This is a genomic window from Bradyrhizobium sp. USDA 376 (assembly GCF_054063675.1).
Map to the genome: position 1 here is coordinate 799,864 of NZ_JBSSGN010000001.1, position 22,722 is coordinate 822,585.

Annotated in this window: 20 protein-coding genes and 2 pseudogenes; 11 read left to right on the top strand and 11 right to left on the bottom strand. The window is 65.6% G+C overall.

Going from position 1 to position 22,722, the window contains the following annotated elements; translation table 11 throughout:
- Positions 1-93: 93 nt before the first annotated feature.
- A complete protein-coding gene (locus ACVJ19_RS03560; protein WP_453948055.1) occupies positions 94-858 on the bottom strand; it encodes a tetratricopeptide repeat protein in 765 nt (254 codons plus the stop codon).
- A gap of 81 nt (positions 859-939) precedes the next feature.
- Between ACVJ19_RS03560 and ACVJ19_RS03565 the strand changes: the two genes are divergently transcribed.
- Together ACVJ19_RS03565 and ACVJ19_RS03570 are read left to right on the top strand one after the other, a co-directional pair.
- Positions 940-2,517: a cation:proton antiporter gene (locus ACVJ19_RS03565; RefSeq protein ID WP_453948056.1), complete on the top strand. Its 1,578-nt coding sequence runs from the start codon at positions 940-942 to the stop codon at positions 2,515-2,517.
- 252 nt (positions 2,518-2,769) lie between these two features.
- Positions 2,770-3,540, top strand: coding sequence for a hypothetical protein (locus ACVJ19_RS03570; RefSeq protein ID WP_453948057.1), 771 nt, complete (start codon positions 2,770-2,772; stop codon positions 3,538-3,540).
- A 220-nt stretch (positions 3,541-3,760) separates the two neighbouring features.
- Here the strand turns inward: ACVJ19_RS03570 and ACVJ19_RS03575 are convergent, their stop codons facing one another.
- The 5 genes from ACVJ19_RS03575 to ACVJ19_RS03595 all read right to left on the bottom strand — a co-directional run bounded on the left by ACVJ19_RS03575 (position 3,761) and on the right by ACVJ19_RS03595 (position 9,093).
- Positions 3,761-4,567 (bottom strand): SDR family NAD(P)-dependent oxidoreductase, encoded by an 807-nt coding sequence (locus tag ACVJ19_RS03575; RefSeq protein ID WP_453955062.1) that lies wholly within the window; start codon positions 4,565-4,567, stop codon positions 3,761-3,763.
- Positions 4,568-4,578: 11 nt separating this feature from the next.
- A complete protein-coding gene (locus ACVJ19_RS03580) occupies positions 4,579-4,998 on the bottom strand; it encodes a DUF1850 domain-containing protein (protein WP_453948058.1) in 420 nt (139 codons plus the stop codon).
- Entirely contained in the window at positions 4,959-7,067 is a 2,109-nt protein-coding gene (locus ACVJ19_RS03585; RefSeq protein WP_453948059.1) for a TRAP transporter permease, read from the bottom strand. Before ACVJ19_RS03585 ends, ACVJ19_RS03580 begins: the two co-directional genes overlap by 40 nt.
- Before the next feature lie 216 nt (positions 7,068-7,283).
- Positions 7,284-8,231 (bottom strand): TAXI family TRAP transporter solute-binding subunit, encoded by a 948-nt coding sequence (locus ACVJ19_RS03590; RefSeq protein ID WP_453948060.1) that lies wholly within the window; start codon positions 8,229-8,231, stop codon positions 7,284-7,286.
- A gap of 382 nt (positions 8,232-8,613) precedes the next feature.
- Positions 8,614-9,093 carry a hypothetical protein gene (locus ACVJ19_RS03595; RefSeq protein WP_453948061.1) on the bottom strand — a complete coding sequence of 160 codons (480 nt, stop codon included), beginning with the start codon at positions 9,091-9,093 and terminating at the stop codon, positions 8,614-8,616.
- Positions 9,094-9,287: 194 nt separating this feature from the next.
- On the opposite strand from ACVJ19_RS03595, the gene ACVJ19_RS03600 reads away from it, so the two are divergent.
- Positions 9,288-9,590, top strand: coding sequence for a hypothetical protein (locus tag ACVJ19_RS03600; RefSeq protein ID WP_453948062.1), 303 nt, complete (start codon positions 9,288-9,290; stop codon positions 9,588-9,590).
- A 189-nt stretch (positions 9,591-9,779) separates the two neighbouring features.
- Here ACVJ19_RS03600 and ACVJ19_RS03605 read toward each other — a convergent pair whose 3' ends face one another.
- Both ACVJ19_RS03605 and ACVJ19_RS03610 read right to left on the bottom strand, forming a co-directional pair.
- Entirely contained in the window at positions 9,780-10,994 is a 1,215-nt protein-coding gene (locus ACVJ19_RS03605) for a hypothetical protein (RefSeq protein WP_453948063.1), read from the bottom strand.
- A 56-nt stretch (positions 10,995-11,050) separates the two neighbouring features.
- Complete coding sequence (locus ACVJ19_RS03610; protein ID WP_453948064.1) at positions 11,051-11,683, bottom strand: NUDIX hydrolase; 633 nt, start codon at positions 11,681-11,683, stop codon at positions 11,051-11,053.
- A 67-nt stretch (positions 11,684-11,750) separates the two neighbouring features.
- On the opposite strand from ACVJ19_RS03610, the pseudogene ACVJ19_RS03615 reads away from it, so the two are divergent.
- A pseudogene (locus tag ACVJ19_RS03615) lies at positions 11,751-12,175 on the top strand (PaaI family thioesterase).
- 330 nt (positions 12,176-12,505) lie between these two features.
- On the opposite strand, the gene ACVJ19_RS03620 reads toward ACVJ19_RS03615, so the two are convergent.
- A complete protein-coding gene (locus ACVJ19_RS03620; protein WP_453948065.1) occupies positions 12,506-13,546 on the bottom strand; it encodes an IS110 family RNA-guided transposase in 1,041 nt (346 codons plus the stop codon).
- Between the two features lie 286 nt (positions 13,547-13,832).
- Here ACVJ19_RS03620 and ACVJ19_RS03625 point away from each other — a divergent pair, with 286 nt between their 5' ends.
- The 7 genes from ACVJ19_RS03625 (at position 13,833) to ACVJ19_RS03655 (ending at position 20,682) form a co-directional block, all read left to right on the top strand.
- Positions 13,833-14,843 carry an aldo/keto reductase gene (locus ACVJ19_RS03625; RefSeq protein ID WP_453948066.1) on the top strand — a complete coding sequence of 337 codons (1,011 nt, stop codon included), beginning with the start codon at positions 13,833-13,835 and terminating at the stop codon, positions 14,841-14,843.
- Between the two features lie 15 nt (positions 14,844-14,858).
- Entirely contained in the window at positions 14,859-16,172 is a 1,314-nt protein-coding gene (locus ACVJ19_RS03630; RefSeq protein WP_453948067.1) for a tetratricopeptide repeat protein, read from the top strand.
- 223 nt (positions 16,173-16,395) lie between these two features.
- Positions 16,396-16,986 (top strand): hypothetical protein, encoded by a 591-nt coding sequence (locus tag ACVJ19_RS03635; protein WP_453948068.1) that lies wholly within the window; start codon positions 16,396-16,398, stop codon positions 16,984-16,986.
- A 142-nt stretch (positions 16,987-17,128) separates the two neighbouring features.
- Complete coding sequence (locus tag ACVJ19_RS03640) at positions 17,129-18,985, top strand: sensor histidine kinase (RefSeq protein ID WP_453948069.1); 1,857 nt, start codon at positions 17,129-17,131, stop codon at positions 18,983-18,985.
- 21 nt (positions 18,986-19,006) lie between these two features.
- Positions 19,007-19,354 (top strand): DUF3088 domain-containing protein, encoded by a 348-nt coding sequence (locus ACVJ19_RS03645; protein WP_453948070.1) that lies wholly within the window; start codon positions 19,007-19,009, stop codon positions 19,352-19,354.
- A gap of 294 nt (positions 19,355-19,648) precedes the next feature.
- Positions 19,649-20,218 carry a cysteine hydrolase family protein gene (locus tag ACVJ19_RS03650; RefSeq protein WP_453948071.1) on the top strand — a complete coding sequence of 190 codons (570 nt, stop codon included), beginning with the start codon at positions 19,649-19,651 and terminating at the stop codon, positions 20,216-20,218.
- Between the two features lie 161 nt (positions 20,219-20,379).
- Complete coding sequence (locus ACVJ19_RS03655; RefSeq protein WP_453948072.1) at positions 20,380-20,682, top strand: hypothetical protein; 303 nt, start codon at positions 20,380-20,382, stop codon at positions 20,680-20,682.
- Between the two features lie 48 nt (positions 20,683-20,730).
- On the opposite strand, the pseudogene ACVJ19_RS03660 reads toward ACVJ19_RS03655, so the two are convergent.
- Together ACVJ19_RS03660 and ACVJ19_RS03665 are read right to left on the bottom strand one after the other, a co-directional pair.
- A pseudogene (locus ACVJ19_RS03660) lies at positions 20,731-22,000 on the bottom strand (flavin monoamine oxidase family protein).
- A 9-nt stretch (positions 22,001-22,009) separates the two neighbouring features.
- On the bottom strand, positions 22,010-22,720 hold the full coding sequence (locus ACVJ19_RS03665; RefSeq protein WP_453948073.1) for a RibD family protein: 711 nt from the start codon (positions 22,718-22,720) through the stop codon (positions 22,010-22,012).
- Between the last annotated feature and the right edge of the window lie 2 nt (positions 22,721-22,722).

Sequence of the window (22,722 nt, forward strand, 5' to 3'; positions counted from 1 at the left end):
CGTCGGGTTCTCACCGTTGTCGCGGCTGGCAAGGAATGGGTTCAAATCGGGCGTGCCGGAACGAGCCTGCCCTCCCTCACGCCGAAGGTCCCGTCAATATCCGTCCACGCCGTTGATCTGCTGCAGGCGCTCCTGCATCGCCTTTTTCAGATCGTATCCCGGCCGCCCGAATTCGGCGTTACGGCGGGCGATGAAGGCGTCCTGCTCGCGCTGGATCTTGCGCGCCTCCGTCGGGCTCTGGGCCTCGCGGACAGCGCGCAGATGGGATCCATAGATCTCCCGGTCGAGATCGGCGAGCTCACGATTGCCGCAGATCGCCTTCTCCACGGCCCGGGCCGCGCGGGCACAGTTGAAGCTGGGCTTGCCGGCGACCGCCATCTGCGCGCCGATGCGCTCGAGCTCGCGCGCCATCGCCTTGTGATTGGCCTTGGCCTTCTCGTGGTTCGGATCGATCTTGAGCGCGGCACCGAAATCCTGCACGGCCTTGGGCTTGTCGCCCTTCTTCAGCCAGAGCTCGCCGCGGGCGTTGAAGATGTCCGCGAGCGTGGGATCGAGCAAAAGAGCGCGGCTGTCGTCGGCGATCGCACGATCGATCTGGTCGTGCCGCGCATAAAGCGCACCGCGCGCGATCAATGCCTTGACCAGGTCCGCCTTCACCGTCTTCTCGTTGTCGATCACGGCCGCGCAGGCGGAAGTTGCCTTGTCCATGTCGTCGGCCGCCGTCGCCGCGAGGCAAGGCGCGATATCGACCTGCGTGACGGCCGCCGGCTCGCCGCCGGTCGCAGCATGGACCGCGCCGATCGGAAGCGCCGAGAGCGCCGCGGCAGCTGACCATTGGATGAGTTTTTGAAAACGCATGCTTGTTGCAGTCGGAAGGTCTTGCTTCACTCTTGCCTTGGGGCCGCATTATCCATCATACGGCCGGATTGGTGCTAGCTTGTGGCGCCGCTCAGATCGGTCTCGGGGACTATCGTGTCGACATTCGAATGGATCATCGCACTGCTGCTCGGCGCCGTTGCCTTATCGGCGCTGGCGCGGCGGATCAAGGTCCCCTACCCGACCTTTCTCGCCATCGGCGGCGCCCTGATCGCCTTCGTGCCGTCGAGCCCGACCTGGGCGCTGGAGCCGGACCTGGCCTTGGCGCTTTTTGTCGCACCGGTCCTGCTCGACGCCGCCTTCGACACCTCGCTGCGGGATTTGCGCAACAACTGGGTTCCCGTCTCCACCCTGGTCGTCGCCGCAGTCGGCCTGACCACGGCCGGCGTCGCCTTCGTCGCGCACCGGTTGATGCCCGACATGCCCTGGGCCGCTGCGGTTGCACTCGGCGCCATCGTGGCGCCGCCGGATGCCGCGGCCGCGGTCGCGATCCTGAGCCAGGTGAAGCTGCCCCACCGCATGGTGAAGGTGCTGGAGGGCGAAAGCCTGCTCAATGATGCGAGCGCGCTTCTGATCTATCGCATCGCCGTCGGCGCGGTCGCAACCGAGCATCTGACCTGGAGCCAGGTCGCGCCGACCATGGCGCTGGCGCTGGTCGGCAGTGTCATCGCCGGCCTTGTCGCAGCCCGCCTCATTGCGCCCATCATGGAGCGCGTGACGGAAGCCCCTAGCGCGATCATCGTTCAGTTCGCCACCACCTTCATGATCTGGATCGCCGCCGAGCATCTCGGCCTATCCGGCATCCTCACGATCGTGATCTACGCCATTGCCCTCGCGCGCACCGCACCGGCGCGGATGCCGGCACGGCTGCGGGTGCCGTCCTACGCGGTGTGGGAGACGACGGTGTTCGTGCTCAACGTGCTCGCCTTCATGCTGATCGGCATGCAGATGCGGCCGATCTGGACGCGGCTCGATGCCGACGTGCGCTGGGAATATTGCATCGCCGCCGCCTGGATCCTGCTCACCGTGGTCCTGGTACGCCTGTTCTGGGTGACGTTCTACCGCACGACGCTGCGCGTGCTGATCGCGTATGGCCTCTACCATCCCAAGGATCCGAAGCAGGTGGCCTCGCCGAAAGGCGGCCTCATCATCTCCTGGTGCGGCATGCGCGGCCTCGTCACGCTCGCCACCGCCTTTGCCCTGCCGGAGAATTTTCCCTATCGCGACTTCATCGTCTTCATCGCTTTTGCCGTGGTGCTGGGATCGCTCATCATCCAGGGCCTGACGCTGCGGCCGCTGATCCTCGCCTTCGGCCTCAAGGACGACGATCCCGTCGGTATCGAGGTCGCGCGCGGTCGCGCCGTCGCCTATCGCGCCGCGCTCGATGCGATCGAAAGCGATCCATCGGAGGAGGCGGAAATCCTGCGGCTCGAATATCGCGCCATCCTGATGCAGACCGAGACCGACCCGAACGGCGGCATCGCCAACGGCGAGTTGCCCGCCGATCCCCTGCGCCGCCGCGCCATCGAGGCCGCGCGAAAATCGATCTTCGATCTGCGTGCCACCGAGGTGATCGGCGACGACGCGTTTCACCGGCTCGAGGAGGAGCTCGATCGCGCAGAATTGAGCGCGGGCGGTTGAACTCCGCTGTCGTCCCGGACAAGCGCGCCCAAAGCGCGCGCCGATCCGGGATCCATAACCACAGGATGTGGTTCTGGCACGAGGCTGGCAACTCCGAAGTCTTCGCCAAACACAATCCTGTGGTTATGGGTCCCGGATCGGCGCTGACGCTTGTCCGGGACAACGGCGTGTTTGGGGCGCTCGGCAACGTCGGCCAAGTCACACGGCGTCTCGGCGTTTGAACCAAACGCTGCCCCTCCAGACACATCCTTGATGACAACCCTGATCGACGACCGTCGTGTACGCGCGCGTGATGCGTCGCCTGCACGATATTTTTATTTCCAGATGGCCCTGGCCTGCGCGGCGACGGCCTTTCTTGGTTTCGCGCCGACCTATTGGGTGCCGCTCGCGCAGCGGACATTCTCCGCAAGTCCCGTGATTCATTTTCACGGACTCTTGTTCTTCACCTGGTCGCTCTATTTCGTGCTCCAGACCTGGCTCGCAGCCTCGGGCCGCGTGGTCAATCACCGTTCGCTCGGCATCGCCGGCGTATCGCTCGCCACCGCGATGACGATCTTCGGCTTCCTCGCCTCCGTGCATGTGATGCAGCATTCCGCCGCGCTCGGGCAGAAAGACGCCGGTATCGCGTTCTCGATCGTGCCGATGAGCGGGATCGCGTTCTTCGCCGTGGTGTTCGTGCTCGCCATCATGAACACACGCAGGCCGGAAATTCACAAGCGCCTGATGCTGCTGGCCGCGGTTTCAATCCTCGACGCCGCGATCGCGCGCTGGTTTCTGACCTTCCTCGCGCCTCCTGGACCGCCCGGCCCGCCGCCGGTGCCCGTGACGATCGCCCCTGCCGTGGTCGCCGCACTGCTGCTCGTCGTCGCCATGGTGCGCGACTGGCGCGCCGAGGGCCGCGTGCATCCGGTCTACATCACCGGCACACTCGCGCTGCTGGCGGTGAAGGTGCTGAACTGGCCGATCAGCGAGACGGCCGCATGGCATTCCTTCGCCGGCGGGATTCTTGCGCTGGCGCAGTAGGCCACCCCATACTCCGCTGTCGTCCCGGACAAGCACAGCTCCAGACAACGCGCTGCGTTGACTGGAGCGGAGCGCCGATCCGGGACCCATAACCACAAGCAGATGTGGTTACGAGGACTCGGAGTTAACGTTTGGCAGAACAACTTCATCCTGGGAGTATGGGTCCCGGATCGGCGCGCGCTTGTGGCGCGCTTGTCCGGGACGACAGCGGAGGTTGAAGCTACGCCCCCGCCTTGCACGTGATCCCGCCATCCACCACCAGCTCGATCCCCGTCACATATTTCGACTCGTCCGATGCCAGGAATAGCGCGGCGTTGGCGACGTCGAAGGCGTCGCCCATGTGGCCCATCGGCACCTGCGCATCGCGGGCGCGCCACATTGCTTCGACATCGCCCTTGGCGTAGCTGGCAGCTAGGCCCGCGGAGTGCTCGACCATCGGCGTCTTCATCAGGCCGGGCAGGATCGCGTTCACGCGCACATGATGGCGCGCGAACTCGATCGCCGTGGTGCGCGTCATCTGGTTCATCGCCGCCTTCGAGGTGCCGTAGGTGACGTAGGAGATGCCCATGTGGCGGATCGAGGCGATCGAGGAGATGTTGATGATCGAGCCGCCGCCCTGCTTCACCATCACAGGGATGACGTGCTTCATGGCGAAATAGGCGCTCTTGAGGTTGACGCTGAAGACGCGGTCCCAGCTCTCCTCGGTGACCTCGACCACGCTGCCCATCTCGGCGATGCCGACATTGTTGTCGAGCACGTCGATGCGGCCATACGCCTTCAGGCACGCAGCGACCATCGCCTCGATCTCGGCAGAACGCGAGACGTCGGCAGTGAACGCCGTCGCCTTGCCGCCCTCGCCGGCGATGATCTTCGCGGTCTCTTCGGCCGCGGCGCCATTGCGATCGACGCAAAACACCTGCGCGCCCTCGCGCGCGAAGGTCACCGCGGTTGCCTTGCCGTTGCCCCAGCCCGGTCCGATCGAGCCGGCCCCCACCACCATCGCAACCTTGCCCTTGAGCCGATCCATCATGATCTCCCTTATTTCTCTTGTTGTTCGCAGATGCTCATTTTCGTGACGTTAGCACCAATGGGATGGCCGACAATCTCCGACAACGTCCGACACGTCCCCTCATGGCATAGCCGCCATTCGCCGGCCACGCCGGAATTGCCAAGCACCACCTCCGGCATCGGCGCACGCTGCGGCTGCCATCGAAACCAGCCGTCGACCAGCCGCGCCTCCGGCGGCGGCTCCATGCCGGGACCGGTGCCCTTGACGCGGGCCTGCACCAGTTCGAGGCCGGCAGGCGTCACCCGCCAGTCTTCCTGCCACTCGACCTTCGCGATCGAATGCGTCCATGCAAGCGTGAACGCGGACAGCGCCAGCGCCTTCACGCCGCCGGCGGTTGCGAAGCAGAGGCTCACACCGCCTCGACCGGCGCCGCCGGCCGCTGCCGCCACTGCCACAGCAGAAGCGCGGCAGAGAGCATGAAGCCGGCGGTGTCGCTGAACGCGAAGTCGCCGAGCAGGCAGAACGCGGCGCCGAGCGCGACGACGCGTTCGACGATCGTCAGCTTCGTGAACAGGAAGCCGATCGCGACCATGCCGAACAGGCCGATCGCCACCAGCGCCTTGACGGTCGCGAGCGCCACCGCGCCGTAGAAACCAAGCTTAGCCGCCATGGGATCGCCGGCCTGCAGCATCAGGGCCGGCGAATAGACGAAGATGAAGGGGATGACATAGCCGGCGAGCGCGATGCGCATCGCCTCCCAGCCGATCTTGTCCGGATTCTCCTTGGCGATCGGCGCCGCCGCGAGCGCGGCGAGCGCCACCGGCGGCGAGAGGTCGGCCATGATGCCGTAATAGAACGCAAACATGTGGCTCGCGATCAGCGGCACGCCGAGTTTTGCCAGCGCCGGCGCGGCCAGCGCGGCGGTGATGATGTAGGTCGGGATGGTCGGAATGCCCGTGCCGAGCAGGATCGAGAGCACCATGGTCATGACCAGCGCCAGGAACAGGCTCTTCTCGCCGAGACCGATCACCCAGCTACCAAAAATGGTGCCGACGCCGGTCTGCGACATCATGCCGATGATGACGCCGACGATGGCGCAGGCCATGCCGACCGTGATCGCCGACTTGGCACTCTCGGCCAGCGCATCGCGGCACTCGCGCAACGCCTTGAACCCGCCGCGCACGAACGCCGTGATCACGACGAGCCCGACCACGACGGTCGCGACCGGCACGATCTGGAGACCGTCGCGCGACAGCGCCGCGACGACCAGGGCGAGTCCGACCCAGAAGATGGTGCGGATCACCATCGAGGAGGCGCCCGTCGTGATGGCCGTGCCGAGGATCAGCGTCACAGTCAGCGCCAGGCCCATGCTGCCGGCATAGAGCGGCGTAAAGCCTTCGAACAGCATGTAGACGAGCGCGGCGAGCGGCAGCACGAGGTACCAGCGCGTCACCAGTGCCTTCCAGGCGCTCGGGATCTCCGAGCGCTTCATGCCGACGAGGCCGTGCTTGCCGGCTTCGAGGTGCACCATCCAGAACGCCGACGCGAAATAGAGGATCGCCGGAATCGCGGCCGCCTTGACGATCTCCGAATATTGCACGCCAAGCGTCTCGGCCATGATGAAGGCGACCGCGCCCATCACCGGCGGCATGATCTGGCCGCCCATCGAGGCCGTGGCCTCGACGCCGGCGGCGAAGGCGCGGCGGTAGCCGAACTTGATCATCAAGGGAATCGTGAACTGGCCGACGGTGACGACGTTGGCGACGCCGGAGCCGGAGATCGTGCCCATCATGCCCGAGGCGAACACCGCGACCTTGGCGGGTCCGCCGCGGGTGCGGCCGAACAGGCCGAGCGAGACGTCGGTGAACAGCTGGATCATGCCGGCGCGCTCCAGGAACGAGCCGAACAGGATGAACAGAAAGATGTAGGTCGCCGAGACGTAGATCGGTACGCCGTAGAAACCTTCGGTGCCGAACGACAGATGCGTGACGATCTGGTCGAAATCATAGCCGCGATGGTTGAGCGGCGACGGCAGATATTGCCCGAAGAACCAGTAGACGAGGCACGCGCCGCACATCAGCGGCAGCGCCGCGCCCATCAGGCGCCGCGTGCCCTCGAAGATCAGCACCGCGAGCAGCGTGCCGACCACGAGATCGAGCCTGGTCGGATCGCCGTCGCGCGCGATCAGATCGGCGTAGAAGATCCACTGGTAGAGCCCGCAGAAGAAACCGGCGGCGCCGATCACCCAGCCCAGCGCACGGCCGAAATTGCTCTTCGCCGTGAAATTGGCGATCAGGCCGAAGGTGAGCAGAACGAGGAAGCCAACATGGACGCCGCGCACCACCTGGCTCGGCAGATAGTTGAAGGCGGCGACATAGAGCTGGAAGGTGGCGAAGGCGATGCCGATCCAGTAGGCGAGCTGGCCCCACCAGCCCGGGCCGAATCCTTCCGGAAAACCGTGCTCGAAATTGTCGAACTCGACCTTGATGGGCTCTTGAGTGCCCTCAGCCTGTAACATCGATATGTCCCCGCGCCCTGAAATTCGTCGTGCCCGGGCATAGCCGTCTGAAGGACGACGTCGCTTCCGCTCGCCTATGCCCGAACACCCACCCTCACTCCGTCGTTCCGGGGCGATGCGACAGCATCGAACCCGGAATCTCGAGATTCTCAGGTGCGCAATTGCGCACCATAGTTCGATGCTTCGCATCGCCCCGGAATGACAAGGAAGAGAGAATTACTTGATCAGCCCTTTTTCCTTGTAATAGCGGATCGCGCCGGGATGCAGCGGAACCGGGCTGCCATTGGCGGCCGTCTCGAGCTTGATCTCCTTGCCGGCCGCGTGCGCATTCTGCAATTCCGGCAGCGACTCGAAGACCAGCTTGGTCATCTGATAGGCGAGATCGTCCGACACCGCCGAGCTGGTCACGAGATAGTTGACCACGGCCGCGGTCGGCACGTCCTTGTCCTGGCCGGTATAGGTGTTGGCGGGAATGGTCGCCGAGATGAAGGGCGGGCCGATCTTGTCGACGGTCTCCTTCGGCACCGACACCACAGTGATCGGGCTCGAGGTCGAGAGGTCCTTCAGCGAAGCGACGCCGAGGCCAGCCGATTGCAGGGTCGCACCCAGCTGACGATTCTTCATGAGGTCGACGGATTCGGCGAACGGCAGATATTCCACCTTGCCGAGATCCTTGTAGCCCATGCCGGCAGCGGCCAGGATCGCGCGCGAGTTCAGCTCGGTGCCCGACTTCGGCGCGCCGACCGACAGGCTCTTGCCCTTGAGGTCTGCGAGCGTCTTGATGCCGCTCTCGGCGGTGGCGACGATCTGGATGTAGTTCGGATAGATCGCGCCGATGGTCCGGAGCTTGTCCAGCTTGCTCTTGAAGCCCGCCTCCTCCTCGCCGTCCCAGGCCGCTTTCAGCGAGTCACCCAGCGTGAACGCCAGTTCGCCGCGGCCCTGCTGCAGCAGGATCAAATTCTCGACCGACGCCTTGGTGGCCTGCACCTGCGTCTTCACGTTCGGAATCTTGTCGCCGTAGATCTTTCCGATCGCGACCCCGAGCGGATAGTAGACGCCCGAGGTGCCGCCGGTCAGCACGTTGATGAAGGATTGCGCATGCGCGCAAGGTGTCGACGCCGCCAGAGCCAGAGCCGCGGCCACGCCGAAAAACGTCCGTTTCATGATTTTTGTACTCCCCAAACCGGCGGCGAAATTGGCCGGACGAGGCATGCGGGTCAACCCATCCAAAAGGCAAAACAGCACTGCGGTAAACGGCCGTTCCGGCTGGACTTTTGGGAACCGGGCAGGTGCGGCGAGGTGGCGCAGGAGGTGGACCTGCGTGAGGTTCAATCGCTCGCGCCGCGGGCTCGCTCACCTCTCCCGCTTGCGGGAGAGGTCGGCATAGGCGGCCCTTGGCCGCCGTCCCTTAAGAACGCCGATGCTTTGCATCGGCTATGGCGCCGGGTGAGGGCTTTCTCCTCTAGGGGATTGTCCCGTTGCGGCGACACCCTCTCCCCAACCTCCCCCGCAAGCGGGGGAGGGAGCGCACCGTCGCTGGCGCCCCCTACTGGAACGTCATGTCCAGGCACTTGGAGATGTCGGAGCCGAGGCCGGAGGAGATGATGATGCAGCCGCGCACCTTCTGCGCGGTGACGTCGGCGGCCCAGACCGAGTAGCCGCCGGGACCGAAGAACGAGTTGGTGTTCGGCGGCTCGGTCTCGGTGGCGTCGAAATCATACTTGCCGTCCGTTTCGAAGATGCGCGGCTTCTTGGTGCAGCCGCCGTCGGTCTGGACGTTGATGACCTCCTTGTTGTCCCGCGTCAGCGCCAGCGAGACCTGGCAGCGGAAATATTCCGAGGTCTTGGTGTTGAAGAGATAGGTGTAGGACTTGCAGGTCGCCGTGTTCAGCTTGCCCGGGGCAAGGCCGCGGCTGCAGGAAATCCGCTGGTTGTGGCTGAGCTGGTAATCATCGGCCCGGGCAGCCGGCGCCAGCGCCGTGAGCAGCAGCGCGGCAGCCGAGCAGGATCTAATGACATGGTTCATTCGAATCATCCCCACCAATATTTTTGTCGAATTGCGTTCTAGACGGAAAGCGGAACATAGTCGCGAGGGGACGAAGGGAAAATCACAAACTGCTGGGCGAGACGTGATGCGCCGCGGCGCTTTCGCGAATTGACCAGAAAATACCGTTCGTGATTTGTTCAAGAAGGCGCCCCAAGGATGGGGAGGATGGAAACATGGCATTTTCAACGAAGACATTTGCAATCGCAGCCGCGCTCGCGGCACTCTCAGCGCCCGCATTGGCGCAAACCGGGCCGACGCCCTGGGAGCTCAAGCCCGACACGGGCTACGCCTATGACAGGGACGGCAAGACCTATTCCTACAAGATGGGCACCAGCAACGCCGGCGAGCTCTTGAAGGGCGCCAAGAAGGTGCCCAAGGGCACGCTGTTCTTCATCGGCCATAACGGCCAGCTCTACATGCGCAGTGGTCCGTATCTGGAAGGCGACGGCAAGTTCAAGTTCGGGCCGGATCAGTAGGGGTGCGGCTCCCGCCACAAACGAAGCTGCCGTAGGGTGGGCAAAGGCGCGTTAGCGCCGTGCCCACCATCTAGCACCGCGTTCTGATCGAAATGGTGGGCACGCTTCCGCCGTCGCTCTTCGAGCTATGGCGGACAAGTCGCTTTGCCCACCCTACGGCAGCTCGCTTGTCCGGGACGACACCGACACCTAAAACGCCGCCGCCAGCTCCCTTGCGCCGGCTTTGCTGCTGTTTGAATCCATCCGCTCATCCGTCACCGCGAGCAGCTTCGCCACCGTGTTGTGGCGGATCGCGACCGGGTTGCGCTCGTAGCCGCCGCGCTGGAAGAAGTTCGAGGTCGGCACCTGCTCGCGCATCGCCTGCGGCATCGTCACCATGTCGAGGCCGGTGCCGTCGCCGGTGAGGTTCATCATCTCGAGCTCGGCCGCGGTGAGCGGACGGCTGTAACCCTTGGCACGCGCGAACAGCACCGAGGTGAGCAGCTTGTGGGTCTGCAGCATCGGCCCGATATCGACGTCGAGCACCATCGCATGCATGGCCCAGCCCTGCGCGGTGTTGCCGATCTTCTCGTGCTCCGACCAGGTGTCGGGCACCGATTTCGCATGCGCCACCATCTTCCTGAGCACGGCGAGCTTGTGCTCGAGCGCCTGGCGCGCCGGCCCCGATGTCCGCGCCACCTTGTCGGAGAGCGCGCGAATGAATTCATGGCCCTGCTCGGCCAGCAGCTCGACGCTGTTGGTGGTGAGCAGCTGGTTGTATCCCATCGCGGTCGAGATCGCGCGCTTGCCGCCATGCTCGATGCCCGCCTGCACGTCGTAGCTGCCGGTGCCGCCGGTCTCGAACGAATAGACCCGCACCGCCTGCTCGCGCGTCAACCCGGAGGCGAGCGCGTAGCGCGCATAGACGCGCTTGAATTCGACCTCGCTCGACGGCCGCTGCGGCGTGAACTGGTACAGCTCCTGCGCCGCGCGCAGCAAATCGGCGACCACGGGAATCGGCTTCTTGGTCGGTCGATCCGGCGTTTCCTCCGGCTCCGGATTCACCGGACGCTTCGGCCCGGTATAGAGCGGCGGATGCTCCAGCACGTAATCGTCGAGCGTGATCTGCTGCCCGCTGCGCCGCTTGGCGTTGCGGGTCTTCCGCTTCTCGGAGATCTGGCTCCAATAGGCGCCCGCCTCGGCATCGAAAGCGGCGCGCGCCGCCTGATACTCGGCGAGCTTGCGGCGATATTCGAGCACGGCGGGCGAGGCGCCACCTTGCGCGAAAAACTGCGACAGCAACTGGGCGTTGGCATTGGCGACGGACGGCGGCAGCGCGTCGGCCTCGCCGCCGTACGCGGCGGGCGCGAGCAGGAGAAACGCGACTGGAACCGCCACCAGGCTTTTTCGAATCGATCGATGCATGCTGCCCTCTTAGCAGGCATCCGGTAACCGTCACGTTAACGCGCCGTTTACCATCGTCACTTCCAGGCGAACACCGGCTGTTCCAGCTCGGCCACGCGGGTTTGCCGCCCCGCCAGCACCTCGCGGAACTGGTAGATCAGCGCCGCGGTCGGCGCGTGGATCAGGCTTGCCTGATGATGGAAGCGGATCACCCGGCGCGCGCTTTCGGGGATCGCGATGAAGTCGAAGGCGTCTTCGCGCTCGATCGTGGCAAGGGCGATGCGATGGACCGAGGCGACCTCGTCCGGGTTCGGACGGATCGTGGCACGGTCCGAAGCCCAGATCACGACCGGGGTGATCAGATAGCCGGACCGGGTCGGATAGTCATCGAGCGTGCCGAGCACATCGGCGCCGGTGAGACGAAGGCCGAGCTCCTCGTCGAGCTCGCGCAGCGCCGCCTCGACCGGCGTCTCGCCGGCATCGCAGCGTCCGCCCGGCAGCGCCCATTGGCCGCGATGGGCGCGCAAGTGCGATGCGCGCAGCGTCAGCAGGAACGCGGTGTCGCCGCCCTCGCCTGATGCCGTCAGCGCGACCGCCACCGCGGCGCGCTTCAGCACCGGTGCAGCGTCATCGTCTTCCGGCAACCGCGTGAAGGCCGCGCAGGCAGCCGCGATATTCCGTCGTGTGGCATCGTCGAACGGTCTCATCATGCTTGACTACACCACGTCCGGCCCCGATGAAATGAGATCGAAGGCCCGCAGAGGAATGGACGACGAGATGACCAACAAGGCCGCCGCAAGGCTCAAATCAGAGGGCTGGAGCATCCTGGAGACCACGGGCTTCATGCACCTGATCGGCCCGTTGTGGGAGCGCGAGGTCGACGGCCAATACGAATTCGCACTCGCGACCGAAGACAAGCACCACAATCGCCGCGGCATGGTCCAGGGCGGCGTGATGATGACCTTCGCCGCCGCACCTGCGGCATGACCGCCCGCTACACCTCCGGCAAGGAATTCATGGCGACGGTGCAGCTCGACACCCATTTCGTCGAGGCCGGCCAGATCGGCGACATCCTGATCTCCCGCCCCCGCGTGGTGCGCTCGACCCGCAGCCTGATCTTCATGAGCACCGAGGTCACGGTGGACGACCGCTGCATCGTGATGGCCAATGGCGTGTTCAAGATCTTGAAGGGGCCGGCGTAGGCGAAGCGGTCAGGCTGCCACCGCAGCCACCACACACTCCGCCGTCGTCCCGGCGAAGGCCGGGACCCATATGTGGACGGCCCCCGTGGCACAAGAGGCTTGGCGGTCTGATCGGATCGCTTGCATCCATATGTCCGGCCTGTTGGTGCGGTTGATTTGAACCGCTGGCCAAGATGGTTTCCGCGACGCGAGCTCCAATCAACCACGCGACCTGGGTTCGGCCGATGGGTCCCACGGGATGTCTCGCACCTCGGATCGATCGATCCTACCATCTACTCCTCTTGCAGCTCCGGCTCGGCCGGTCGGGCGAACCCGATCGGCTGATCTCCCTTAGGCGGCAGCCGCGGATGCAGCCCGCATCCGAGCGCCGTCGTATCTCTCCCCCGTCACCATCAGCTTCCAGGCGATGCGGGCATTCTTGTTGGCGAGCGCCACGGCTGCGAGCTTGGGCGGCTTGCGCTTGAGCAGGGCCAACAGCCAAGGTGACGGGTGACCGCGGCCGCACATGGCCTGCTTGATCACGGCGGTCGCTCCCGCCACCAGGACGCTGCGCAGCCGCTCGTCTCCAGCACGGGTGATCTTGCCGAGACGGGTTTTGCCGGCAGTGGAATGGTCTTTCGGAGTCAGCCCAATCCAGGCCGCATAATGCCTTGCGGAGCTGAACGCGTGCGGATCCGGCGTCTTCATGATCAGCTCAGGCGCACCGATCGGCCCGATCCCTTGAATCTCTGCAAGGCGCCGGCTGTCCGGGTTGGCACGGTGCCAGGCCTTCAGCCTGGCTTCGATTGTCTTCAGTTCCTCCTGTAACTGCGCGTACTGGCGGCCCTGCTGCGCCAACAGATCGCGCGCCAGGTCCGGCACGCTTTCGTCTTGCGCGATCTGCGCCAACAGCGGCTCGACCTGGCTGAGCCCCTTGGCCGCCGTGATCCCGAACTCAGCCGCATAGCCGCGGATCATGTTGCTAAGCTGGGTGCGCCGGGCGATCATCTGCTCGCGCAAGCCCGTCAGCATCAACGCGGCCTGCTGCTCGGCACTCTTCACCAGCACGAACCGCATCGTCGGCCGGCTCATCGCCTCGCACAGGGCCTCAGCGTCGCGCCCGTCGTTCTTGTTGCGCTTGACATAGGGCTTCACGTGCTGTGGCGCCATCAACTTCACTTCGTGGCCCAGCTTGCCCAGCTCCCGCGCCCAGTAATGCGCCGCCCCGCAGGCCTCCATCCCCACCTGCGTCGCCGGCAGCTTGGCAAAAAACTCCAGCATCTGCTTGCGCGTCAGCCGCTTGCGCAGCACTGGCCGCTCCGCCGCGTCCACCCCATGCAGTTGAAAAATATGCTTCGACGTATCGATCCCAATTCGGATAATCTCGCTCACGGACGGCTCCCTTGTCTGAGATTTGCAACAACCTCATTCTGGCACACTGATGCCGTAGGGGGCCGTCCACCCCATCAACCACAGGGAGAGGTTATGGGGCGAACTGCTGACTCCGAGTCTTCGCCAAACGCAATCCTGTGGTTATGGGTCCCGGATCTGCGCGCGCTTGTGGCGCGCTTGTCCGGGACGACGAGAGGTGATGGCATTGCTGGATTGCTTCGCTGCGCTCGCAATGACGGCGGTAGCTGGCTATGCTGCCCTCCGTTAAAATATCAAGGACCCACCCATGCAATACCGCCAGCTCGGCCGCACCGGCCTGAAAGTCTCGCCGATCTGTCTGGGCACCATGATGTTCGGCGGGCCGACCGATGAGGCCGCATCGAAGCGGATCATCGACAAGGCACACGGTGCAGGCATCAATTTCATCGACACCGCGGACGCCTATTCGAAAGGCGCATCCGAAGAGGTCGTGGGACGTGCCATCGCCGGCAATCGTCACGGCTGGGTGCTCGCCACAAAACTCGCCAATCCCATGGGAGATGATCCAAATCGGGTGGGCCTGTCGCGGCGCTGGGTGATGCAGGCCGCCGACGAAAGCTTGATGCGCCTCGGCACCGACCACATCGACATCTACTATCTGCACAAGGAAGACCATGCGACGCCGCTGGAGGAGACGGTGCGCGCGATGGGCGATTTGATCCGCGCCGGCAAGGTGCGCTATTTCGGCGTCTCGAACTACCGCGCCTGGCGCGTCGCCGAGATCTGCAACATCTGCGACCGGCTTGGCATCGATCGGCCCGCGGTGAGCCAGCCCTATTACAACGCGATGAACCGCATGCCCGAGGTCGAGCACTTTCCGGCCTGCTCCTATTACGGCCTCGGCATCGTGCCCTACAGCCCGCTGGCGCGCGGCGTGCTCACCGGCAAGTACAAGCCGGATGCTGCCCCGGACAAGGAGACGCGCGCCGGCCGCAACGACACCCGCATGATGCAGACCGAGTGGCGGCCGGAATCGCTGCAGCTCGCGCAGGAGATCAAGGCTCACGCCGAGAAGAAAGGCATCACCGCCGGCGAGTTCGCGGTCGCCTGGGTGCTGAACTCGGCGTTCGTGACCTCCATCATCGCCGGCCCCCGCACCGAGCAGCAGTGGGACGACTACATCCGCGCACTCGACTATCGCTTCACCGCGGAGGACGAGGCCCTGATCGACCGCCTGGTGACACCGGGCCACCCCTCGACGCCGGGCTACAACGACCCGGCCTATCCGATCGAGGGCCGCCGCGCGCGGACGGGCTAGCAGCGGGAGACGACGATGCCGCATGAGGACCGCTACGGCCTTCCGCTCTCCACCGCATCCGATGCGGCGGCATCCGCCTATCGCGAGGGCGTCGACCTCTTGCTCGCGGGCTGGACCGGTACGGCGGAGACGCTGGAGCGCGCGATTGCGACTGACCCGGACTTTGCGCTTCCCCATATCGCCCGCGCCCGCGTGCACGCCTTCTACCAGCAGGGCGACCTCGCGCGGCAGAAGGCGGCGACCGCGCGCGAGCTCGTTGCCAGGCGCGGCACGGAGCGCGAGCGCTCGCATGTCGAGACGCTGGCGCTGGCGATCGAGGGCCGGCTGCCCGAAGCCATCGCAGCGATGTCAAAGCACGTCGAGGCGTGGCCGCGCGATGCCGTGGTGCTGTCACTGCCGCTCGGCGCCTTCGGCCTGTTCGCCTTCTCCGGCATGTCCGATCACGACCGCGCGCGGCATGAGCTGTGTGAGCGCGTCGCGCGGCACTATGGCGAGGATTGGTGGTTTCTCACCATGTCCGGCTGGGCGATGACCGAGAACGGCGACGTCGCGCGCGGCCGCGCCGTCACCGAGCGCGGCTTCAACCTCCGCCGCGCCAACGCCCACGCCGCGCATGCGGTGCTGCATGCGATGTTCGAGGACGGCTCCATCGAGGAAGCCGACCGTCTCGTCGACGAATGGATCCCCTCTTACAGCCGTGCCGGGATTCTGCACGGCCATATCCTCTGGCATCAGGCGCTCGGCGCGCTGGAGCATGGCGATGCGGCACGCGCGCTCAACATCTATGCCGACGTGCTTCAGCCTTCGGCCACGCAGGCGCCGCCGCTGAACGTCATCACCGACGGCGCCTCGCTGCTCTGGCGCCTGTCAACGTACGGCCACGCCGTGCCGAAGGCACTGTGGCTGGAAGCCGACACCGCCGCGCAAAAACTGTTTCCGAAATCGAGCCTGCCGTTCGCCGACGTCCACATGGCGCTGTTCGCTGCGGCAACGCAAAACAACGAGGCGCTGGCGGCGCGGCTTGCTGTCATCGAGCAACGTCTCACCGAGGGCAAGCTGCCCGCCGGTCCCGTGGTCCCGGCGATCTGCCGCGCGCTGACCGCCTTTGCCGATGAGGACTATGCGGCCTGCGCACAAATGCTCGCGCCCGTCCTTGGCGAGGTCGTCCGCATCGGTGGCAGCCACGCCCAGCGCGAGCTGATCGAGGACACCTTCATCGTCGCGTTGATGCGCAGCGGCGAGCTCTCCCGCGCGCGCACCTTGCTCGACGCCCGCCTGCACCGCCGCCCCTCGCTGCGCGACACGCGCTGGCAGGCGGCGATGGCTTAGCTCCGCCACGAAAAAAACACCGGCCTGACGGCAAGTGCCCGCCGGGACGGTGGGGCGATTTGGACGAATCGCCAAGGGTGGTGCGGTGGTATTCCAGACTGTGTCGGTAGCGCGAACGGGATCGCAACCAATTTGCGGTTCGATGGTTATGGAACGGACCTTTGCCGCGGTCCCGCTTTCCATGGTCCCGATTTCCAGCGTCCCCTGGCATACGAGCCTGACGATGCGCCTCCGCCGACCGGTCCTCACAGCAACCCTCGCCGCCTCCCTTGCAGCCTGGGCAAGTCCTTGTTTCGCCGAGGATTCCAAGCCCATTCCGGTCAACAATCCGCCGGCGCAGCAGAACGCCCTGATCGACCTGCTGGCGCTGATGTCCGGCCAGTGCAAGACGCTGAAGGTCGCGGGCCGCACCTTCGCCTGCAAGACGGTCGCTTACGCCCATGGCGACAAGGGCCGGGTCAATTTCGCGGTCGCCGTCGATGATCCCACCGACGAGAACCACGTCGTGTCGTTCTCCGGCGAGAACGGCAAGCGCGCCGACGACAATTCCTACGAGCTGCCGATCGACCGCATGCTGCTCAACTCCAAGGACCGGCCCAAGGTCGACGGCCTGCCGGTGCCCGCCGAACAGGCCTCCACCGGCGTGTGCCGTCAGACTGGTAACTTCGCTGCCAGGAAGGTGAACGACGTGACCTGCTCCGCGACCGACAGCGAGGGACGTCGATATGAACTGCTGTTCGTCTCCGACGGTACGCCGGTGAGCGTGCGCCGCATCCGGCAATCGTCGCCGTCGATCCAGGACCCGTTCAAGTAGCGGCACTTCGTCTCGTCCTGCTCGTCGGCAGAGCGGACGCGCATCCTTCCGTTTGAAACTCCGGGTCTGGCGGGTATGCTCTCGCGCGCGTCCTCATCGAGGAAGCCCGATTGCAACTGGAGCCGGGGCCGAGAGTCCAGCAATGCGTATGATCACCGGGCTCGTGCGCATCCTGATCGTCTGCCTGCTTGCAAGCCTTTCGCGTGAATGCATTGCAGCCGACGGCCCGCGGCAGCGTTCGATCCTGGTGCTGGAAGAAGACGATTTTCGCTCGCCCTTCTATTCCGAGATCTTTGCCGGTATCCGCGCGGCCGCAAAGCAGAACGGCAAGGGTCACACGGTGATCTACGGCGAAAGCCTCGATCTCGCCCGCTTCCCGGGACCGGACTACGAAGAGAGTCTGGTCGGTCATCTCAAGACCAAATATGCGCAGCGGCCGATCGACGTCATCGTTTCGATCGGCGTGACATCGGCGAAATTCCTTCAAGCGCGCAAGCAGGACATCTGGCCCGCCGCGCCCGTCGTGTACGGCTTCGTGCCTGACCTGCCCGAGACGCGCGCGCTGTTCCTGCCCAACACGACGGCCGTGTTCGCAAGGGTGAGGCCGGCGCAGCTCTTGACCGCAGCGCGCGCCGTCGTTCCCGACCTGACCCATGTCGTCCTCGTGGGCGATGCCTGGAAAAATCCGCTGACATACGGACGTTGGAAGCAGGACTTCGCGGCCGAGATGCCCGATCTCGAAGTCACCGATCTGTCCGGCACCGTGCTGCGTGAGGTCCGCAGTCACGTCGCCTCCCTGCCCGCCCGCTCCGCGATCCTGACCTCGGCGATGTATTCCGACGGCGAGGGCACCTATTATTCCCCCGCCTCGGCGCTCGCACGCGTCGCCGAGAGTGCGAACCGCCCGATCATCATCACATCAGACACGTTCCTCGGGCGATCGGGCGTGGGCGGCTTCCTGCTGCAGCCCGAGATCATCGGCCGGGAAGCCGGCGAGGTCGCGATGCGGATCCTCGACGGCGAAGCGCCGTCGAGCATCGTTCCCTTCAGCGGCAACAACGTGAAGCCGATCTTCGACTGGCGGCAGCTGAAACGCTGGAATGTGGACGAAGCCAATCTGCCCCCCGGCAGCGAGGTGCGTTTCCGCCAACCGAGCTTCTGGGAGCAGTATTACTGGCACTCCATCATCGTCGCGGGCGTGGTGCTGGTGCAGGCGCTGATGATCACCATTCTGCTGCGCGAGCGCCGTCTGCGCTTCGTGGCCGAGGTCGAGGCACGCCAGCGCATGTCGGAGCTCGCCCACATGAACCGCCGCGCGACCGCGGGCGAGATGTCCGTCTCGCTCGCGCACGAGCTGAACCAGCCGCTCGCCGCCATTATGATCAATGCCGAGACGGCTCAGCGGATTTTGCAGAATCCGGCGCCCGACCTCGGCGAAGTCAGGGACATATTGGACCACATCCGCCGCGACGATCAGCGGGCCGCCGAAGTCATTGGCCGGCTGCGCACATTTCTGAAGCGAGACTCGACCGAACGGCGCGAGCTCGACCTCAATGCCACGGTCGGCGAGGTGTTTCGATTCCTCTCCGTGCAGGCCCTGACCCACGATGTCGAGCTCGTGACGCAGCCGTCGCCCGCGGACATCCGCGTCAAAGGCGACAAGGTGCAGCTCCAGCAGGCGATCCTGAACATCGTCGTGAACGGCATGGAGGCCGTGGCCGAACTTCCGGACGAGCGGCGCCGCGTCGTCGGACGAACCAGTCTCGCCGACGGCAACCTTGCCCTCGTCTCCATTGCCGACGCAGGTCACGGCATCCTCGCGGAGAAAGCGACCGAGATCTTCAAGCCGTTCTTCACGACCAAGGCGCAAGGCATGGGCATAGGCCTCTCGATCGCGCATACCATCGTCCAGGCGCATGGCGGCCGCATCTGGGCCGAAAACGCGCCGTCAGGCGGCGCCGTCTTTCACGTCAGCCTGCCGCTGGCAGCGCCGGGATAGCGACCAACTTCGGAGCGACCCATGACACGCGACCGCCTGTTCCTGCTGCGCCCCGGCTTCGAGGACCCCGCCTATCCGGGCCAACGCTTCTACTGCTGGCATTGCGCGCTGATGGAGGGGGTGCTCGCCTCGTTTCCGCAGCTGGCCGAGAAGCTCGACGTCGAGCGCATCGACTGGCCGCGGCCGCGGCAATCCGTGATCGCACTGGTCGGCGAGGAGAACCAGTCGCTGCCGCTGCTCGTGCTGGCGGACGGCGCGACGTCGCGGCACCAGACCGGCAGCCATCAGGGCCGCGCCTTCATCGCCGACAAGGACGCAATCCTCGCCGCGCTCTCCGAACGCCACGGCTTTCCCGACCCGCATCCGTAAGGAGGAAGTTTGAAGCCCACGTGCGCGTGCCCTACTCGCGTGTCCCGGACGCGGCGCAGCGCCTTAAGCGCGTTCACGCGCGTCTTCGACGCGCTATAGCGCTGCTCCGCAGAGCCGGGACCCATGCCACACCGCCGCTCTTCGAAGTATAGGCCCCGGCTCTGCAGCGCACCGTCGAAGGGACGCTGCGCTGCGTCCGGGGCACGAGAGCTGTCGCGAAACGAGGGAAGATTGGCATTGCGCCCTCCCGATCGCCGCGCATAGTCGGCTCAACGAACGCCAGAAGGTCCCACCATGCCCGCCTCCCTTCCCGCCCTCATCGTCGTCGACGTCCAACGCGCCTTCGACGAGTGGGAAGCGGCCGGCAAGCGGCGCAACAATCCGGATGCGGTGGCGCGCATCGCCGAACTGCTTGCGGCGTTCCGGACCAATCGCGCGCCGATCTTCCACATCCGCCACGAGGGCACGAAGCCGCACTCGTCGTTCCTGCCCTCGCGCTCCGGCTATGCTGTCAAGGACGAGGCACGTGAACAGGGTGGCGAGCCTGTGATCGTCAAGCGCGTCAACAGCGCCTTCATCGGCACGGACCTCGAGACGCGCCTGCGCGAAGCGGGCATCACCACGCTCGTCATCTGCGGCGCCACCACCAATCATTGCGTCGAGACGACGACGCGGATGGCCGGCAATCTCGGCTTCGATGCGCGCCTGGTGCGCGATGCGACCTGGACGTTCGATCGGGTCGGGCCCGACGGCGATGCGCGTTCCGCCGAAGAGATCCACGCGATGACGCTGTCGAATCTCAACGAGGAATTCGCACGCATCGTCACGACAGGCGAGGTGATCGCATCATTCGCGGCGAAGTGATGGCAACAATGCGATCAACGCGGATGATGCGACAATAAATCTCACGACGCGTGATCGTCACTGCGAGTCAGATGTCGCGCTGCGTCGTTTCGACGCCCGCACTGGCCGGAACGCAGCCAGCACCCATGTGTTGTCACACGACATTCAACTGGAGTGACGACATGAAGTATCTCATTGCCGTGATGGCCGTCGGTGCCGCGGCGCTTGCCGGCGGATCGGCGGCGAACGCGGCCAACACCACGAGCGCGAAGCAGAACGCGCCGACCGACATCAGCGCGCAGCACCGGCACCATCATGGCTACCGCCATCATCACTGGCGCCATCACCACCACGGATATTATCGTCCGCACTACCGGAGCTACGGCTACTACCCGCGGCACCACGGCTATTATGGCGGCGGACCGTACGGCTATTACGGCGGCGGCCCCAGCGTCACGTTCGGCTTTGGCGGCAGCCGCTGGTAAATTGGCCGGCACGGACGAACGAAAGGCCCGCGAATCCGCGGGCCTTTTTCATCCGCGCAACATCATCTCCGCCGTGGCCAGCCCGCTCGCCAGCGCGGCCTCGACCGTACCCATGTCGCGTCCGCGATAGAGCGCTTCGCCGGAGAACAGCACGGCACCGTCGGCACGCGCGAGGATCGCCTGCGCCTCGCGCGTGCGCGGCGTCGCCCAGGAATAGGCACCGCGGGCGAAGGGGTCATGCGTCCAGTTGGTGGCCGCGGCCGCGACGAGCTCGCGCGCGACATCCGCGCGGGCCAGGCCGAAGATCGTGGCGAGCGAATCCAGTCCCGTGTCGATCAGCCCTTGCGAATCGAGATGCGACAGCTCCGCCGTCCGCGGACCGCCGAACCAGCCGGTGAGCACGGGGTGCTGGTCCGGATAGCGCGTCCACCACACCGGAATGGCCTGGTCCGACAGCAGGAACGTCATGTCGGCGAGGTCAGGCTTGCGCTCGCGCCACCATGGCCGCGCGAAGCGCAGCAGGATTTTTATCACGCCGCCGTAGCCGATGTCGTCGGCAGCAGCGGCCTTCGTCCGCAGCCACGGGCAGAGCGATGTCGCGCAACAACGGCAGCGGAACGGTGACGATCACGCGATCGCATGCGTGCGCCTCGCCATTGACGCAACGCACGACGAGGGCGTTGCCCTCTCTAGCGATGGCCGACACCACGCAGCCGAAGCGGATCGCGGCGCCATGCCCGCGGCACTCGGCCGCCAGGAATTCGATCAGCGCACCGTAACCGCCGACGATGCGCGCCTGGGCGTGGTGCCCGCCGTCCATCCATTCCTCGCGCAGCGCCAGGATCGAGGCGCGGGCCGGATCGGCCGCATCGTAGCCCTCGACCATGCGCTCGATGGAATAGCGCAGCCGCTCGTATTTTGGTCCGGCAAAGTACCGGCGCAGGAAATCGGCGACGGTGAGATCGTCCTGCAACGCCCCGAGCACGGCTTGCAGCTCCGCCTCATGCGGATCGTGGCGCTCCTCGCGCGAGAGCCCTGTGCCGTCAAAGCTCCATTGCGTGCCTGCGATCTCCTGAACCGGCAGCCCCGCCTCGCGCAGCAGGGCGCGCGTGACCGGCGCCTCGCCATGAACGAATTCGGCGCCGCCATCGGCGGGATAGCCGAACTCCGATACGAGCAGAGGATGGATGCGGCCGCCGCAGCGCTCGCGTGCTTCGAGGATGGTCACCCTCTTGCCGGCGCGCGCGAGCGCGCGTGCCGCCATCAGGCCGGCCGCACCCGCGCCGACGATGACAATGTGTTCCGACATGTCCTGCATGACGGCGCTTTACCCGGCCACGCCTTGCGGATCGTTCTTGATCAGATAACGCAGCAGCAGGACGCCGCCGCCGAGCTCCCGCACGCTCTCCAGCGTCATCGCTGTGAGAGGCGCGCGCTTGTCGCTGTCCGCTGCGATCGAATCGAACACGAAGGGCGCGCCGCTGGCGCCGTCCACCGCGGGGCTCAGGATCAGGTTGAACTCGTCGATCAAACCGGCGCGCAGGAACGCGCCATTGGCGACGCCGCCGCCTTCCACCAGCAGCCGTTTCACTCCTAACTCGCGGTTGAGGATGTCGAGCGCCAGCGCCAGGTCGATATCGGACTTACCGGCGAAGATGTAGGACACGCCCTCGCCGCGCAGCCCCGCGAGATGCGAATCCGGCACGCTCTCGGTCAGCACCACCACGATCGGATCGCCGCCGATGTCGGAACGGCCCCAGCCGATCTTGCCCTGCGCATCGAGCACGACGCCATAAGTCTTCGCATCGCGCCGCGCAAACCAGTTTTCGCGCGGAAGCTTTTCGCCCGACATCGCCGGATAGGGCTTGCCCTTGGCGAACTCCGAGCCGGTGACGCGGCCGATCACCCAGGCATCGCCGCCGAGCTCCTCGTGGATCTTCTCGAACCAGTCCGTGCCCGCGCCCTTCGGACGCCAGCGGCTGGGATGCGTGCGGCCATCGAGGCTCGAATGCATCAGGCAGATGACATACGGCTTCATGC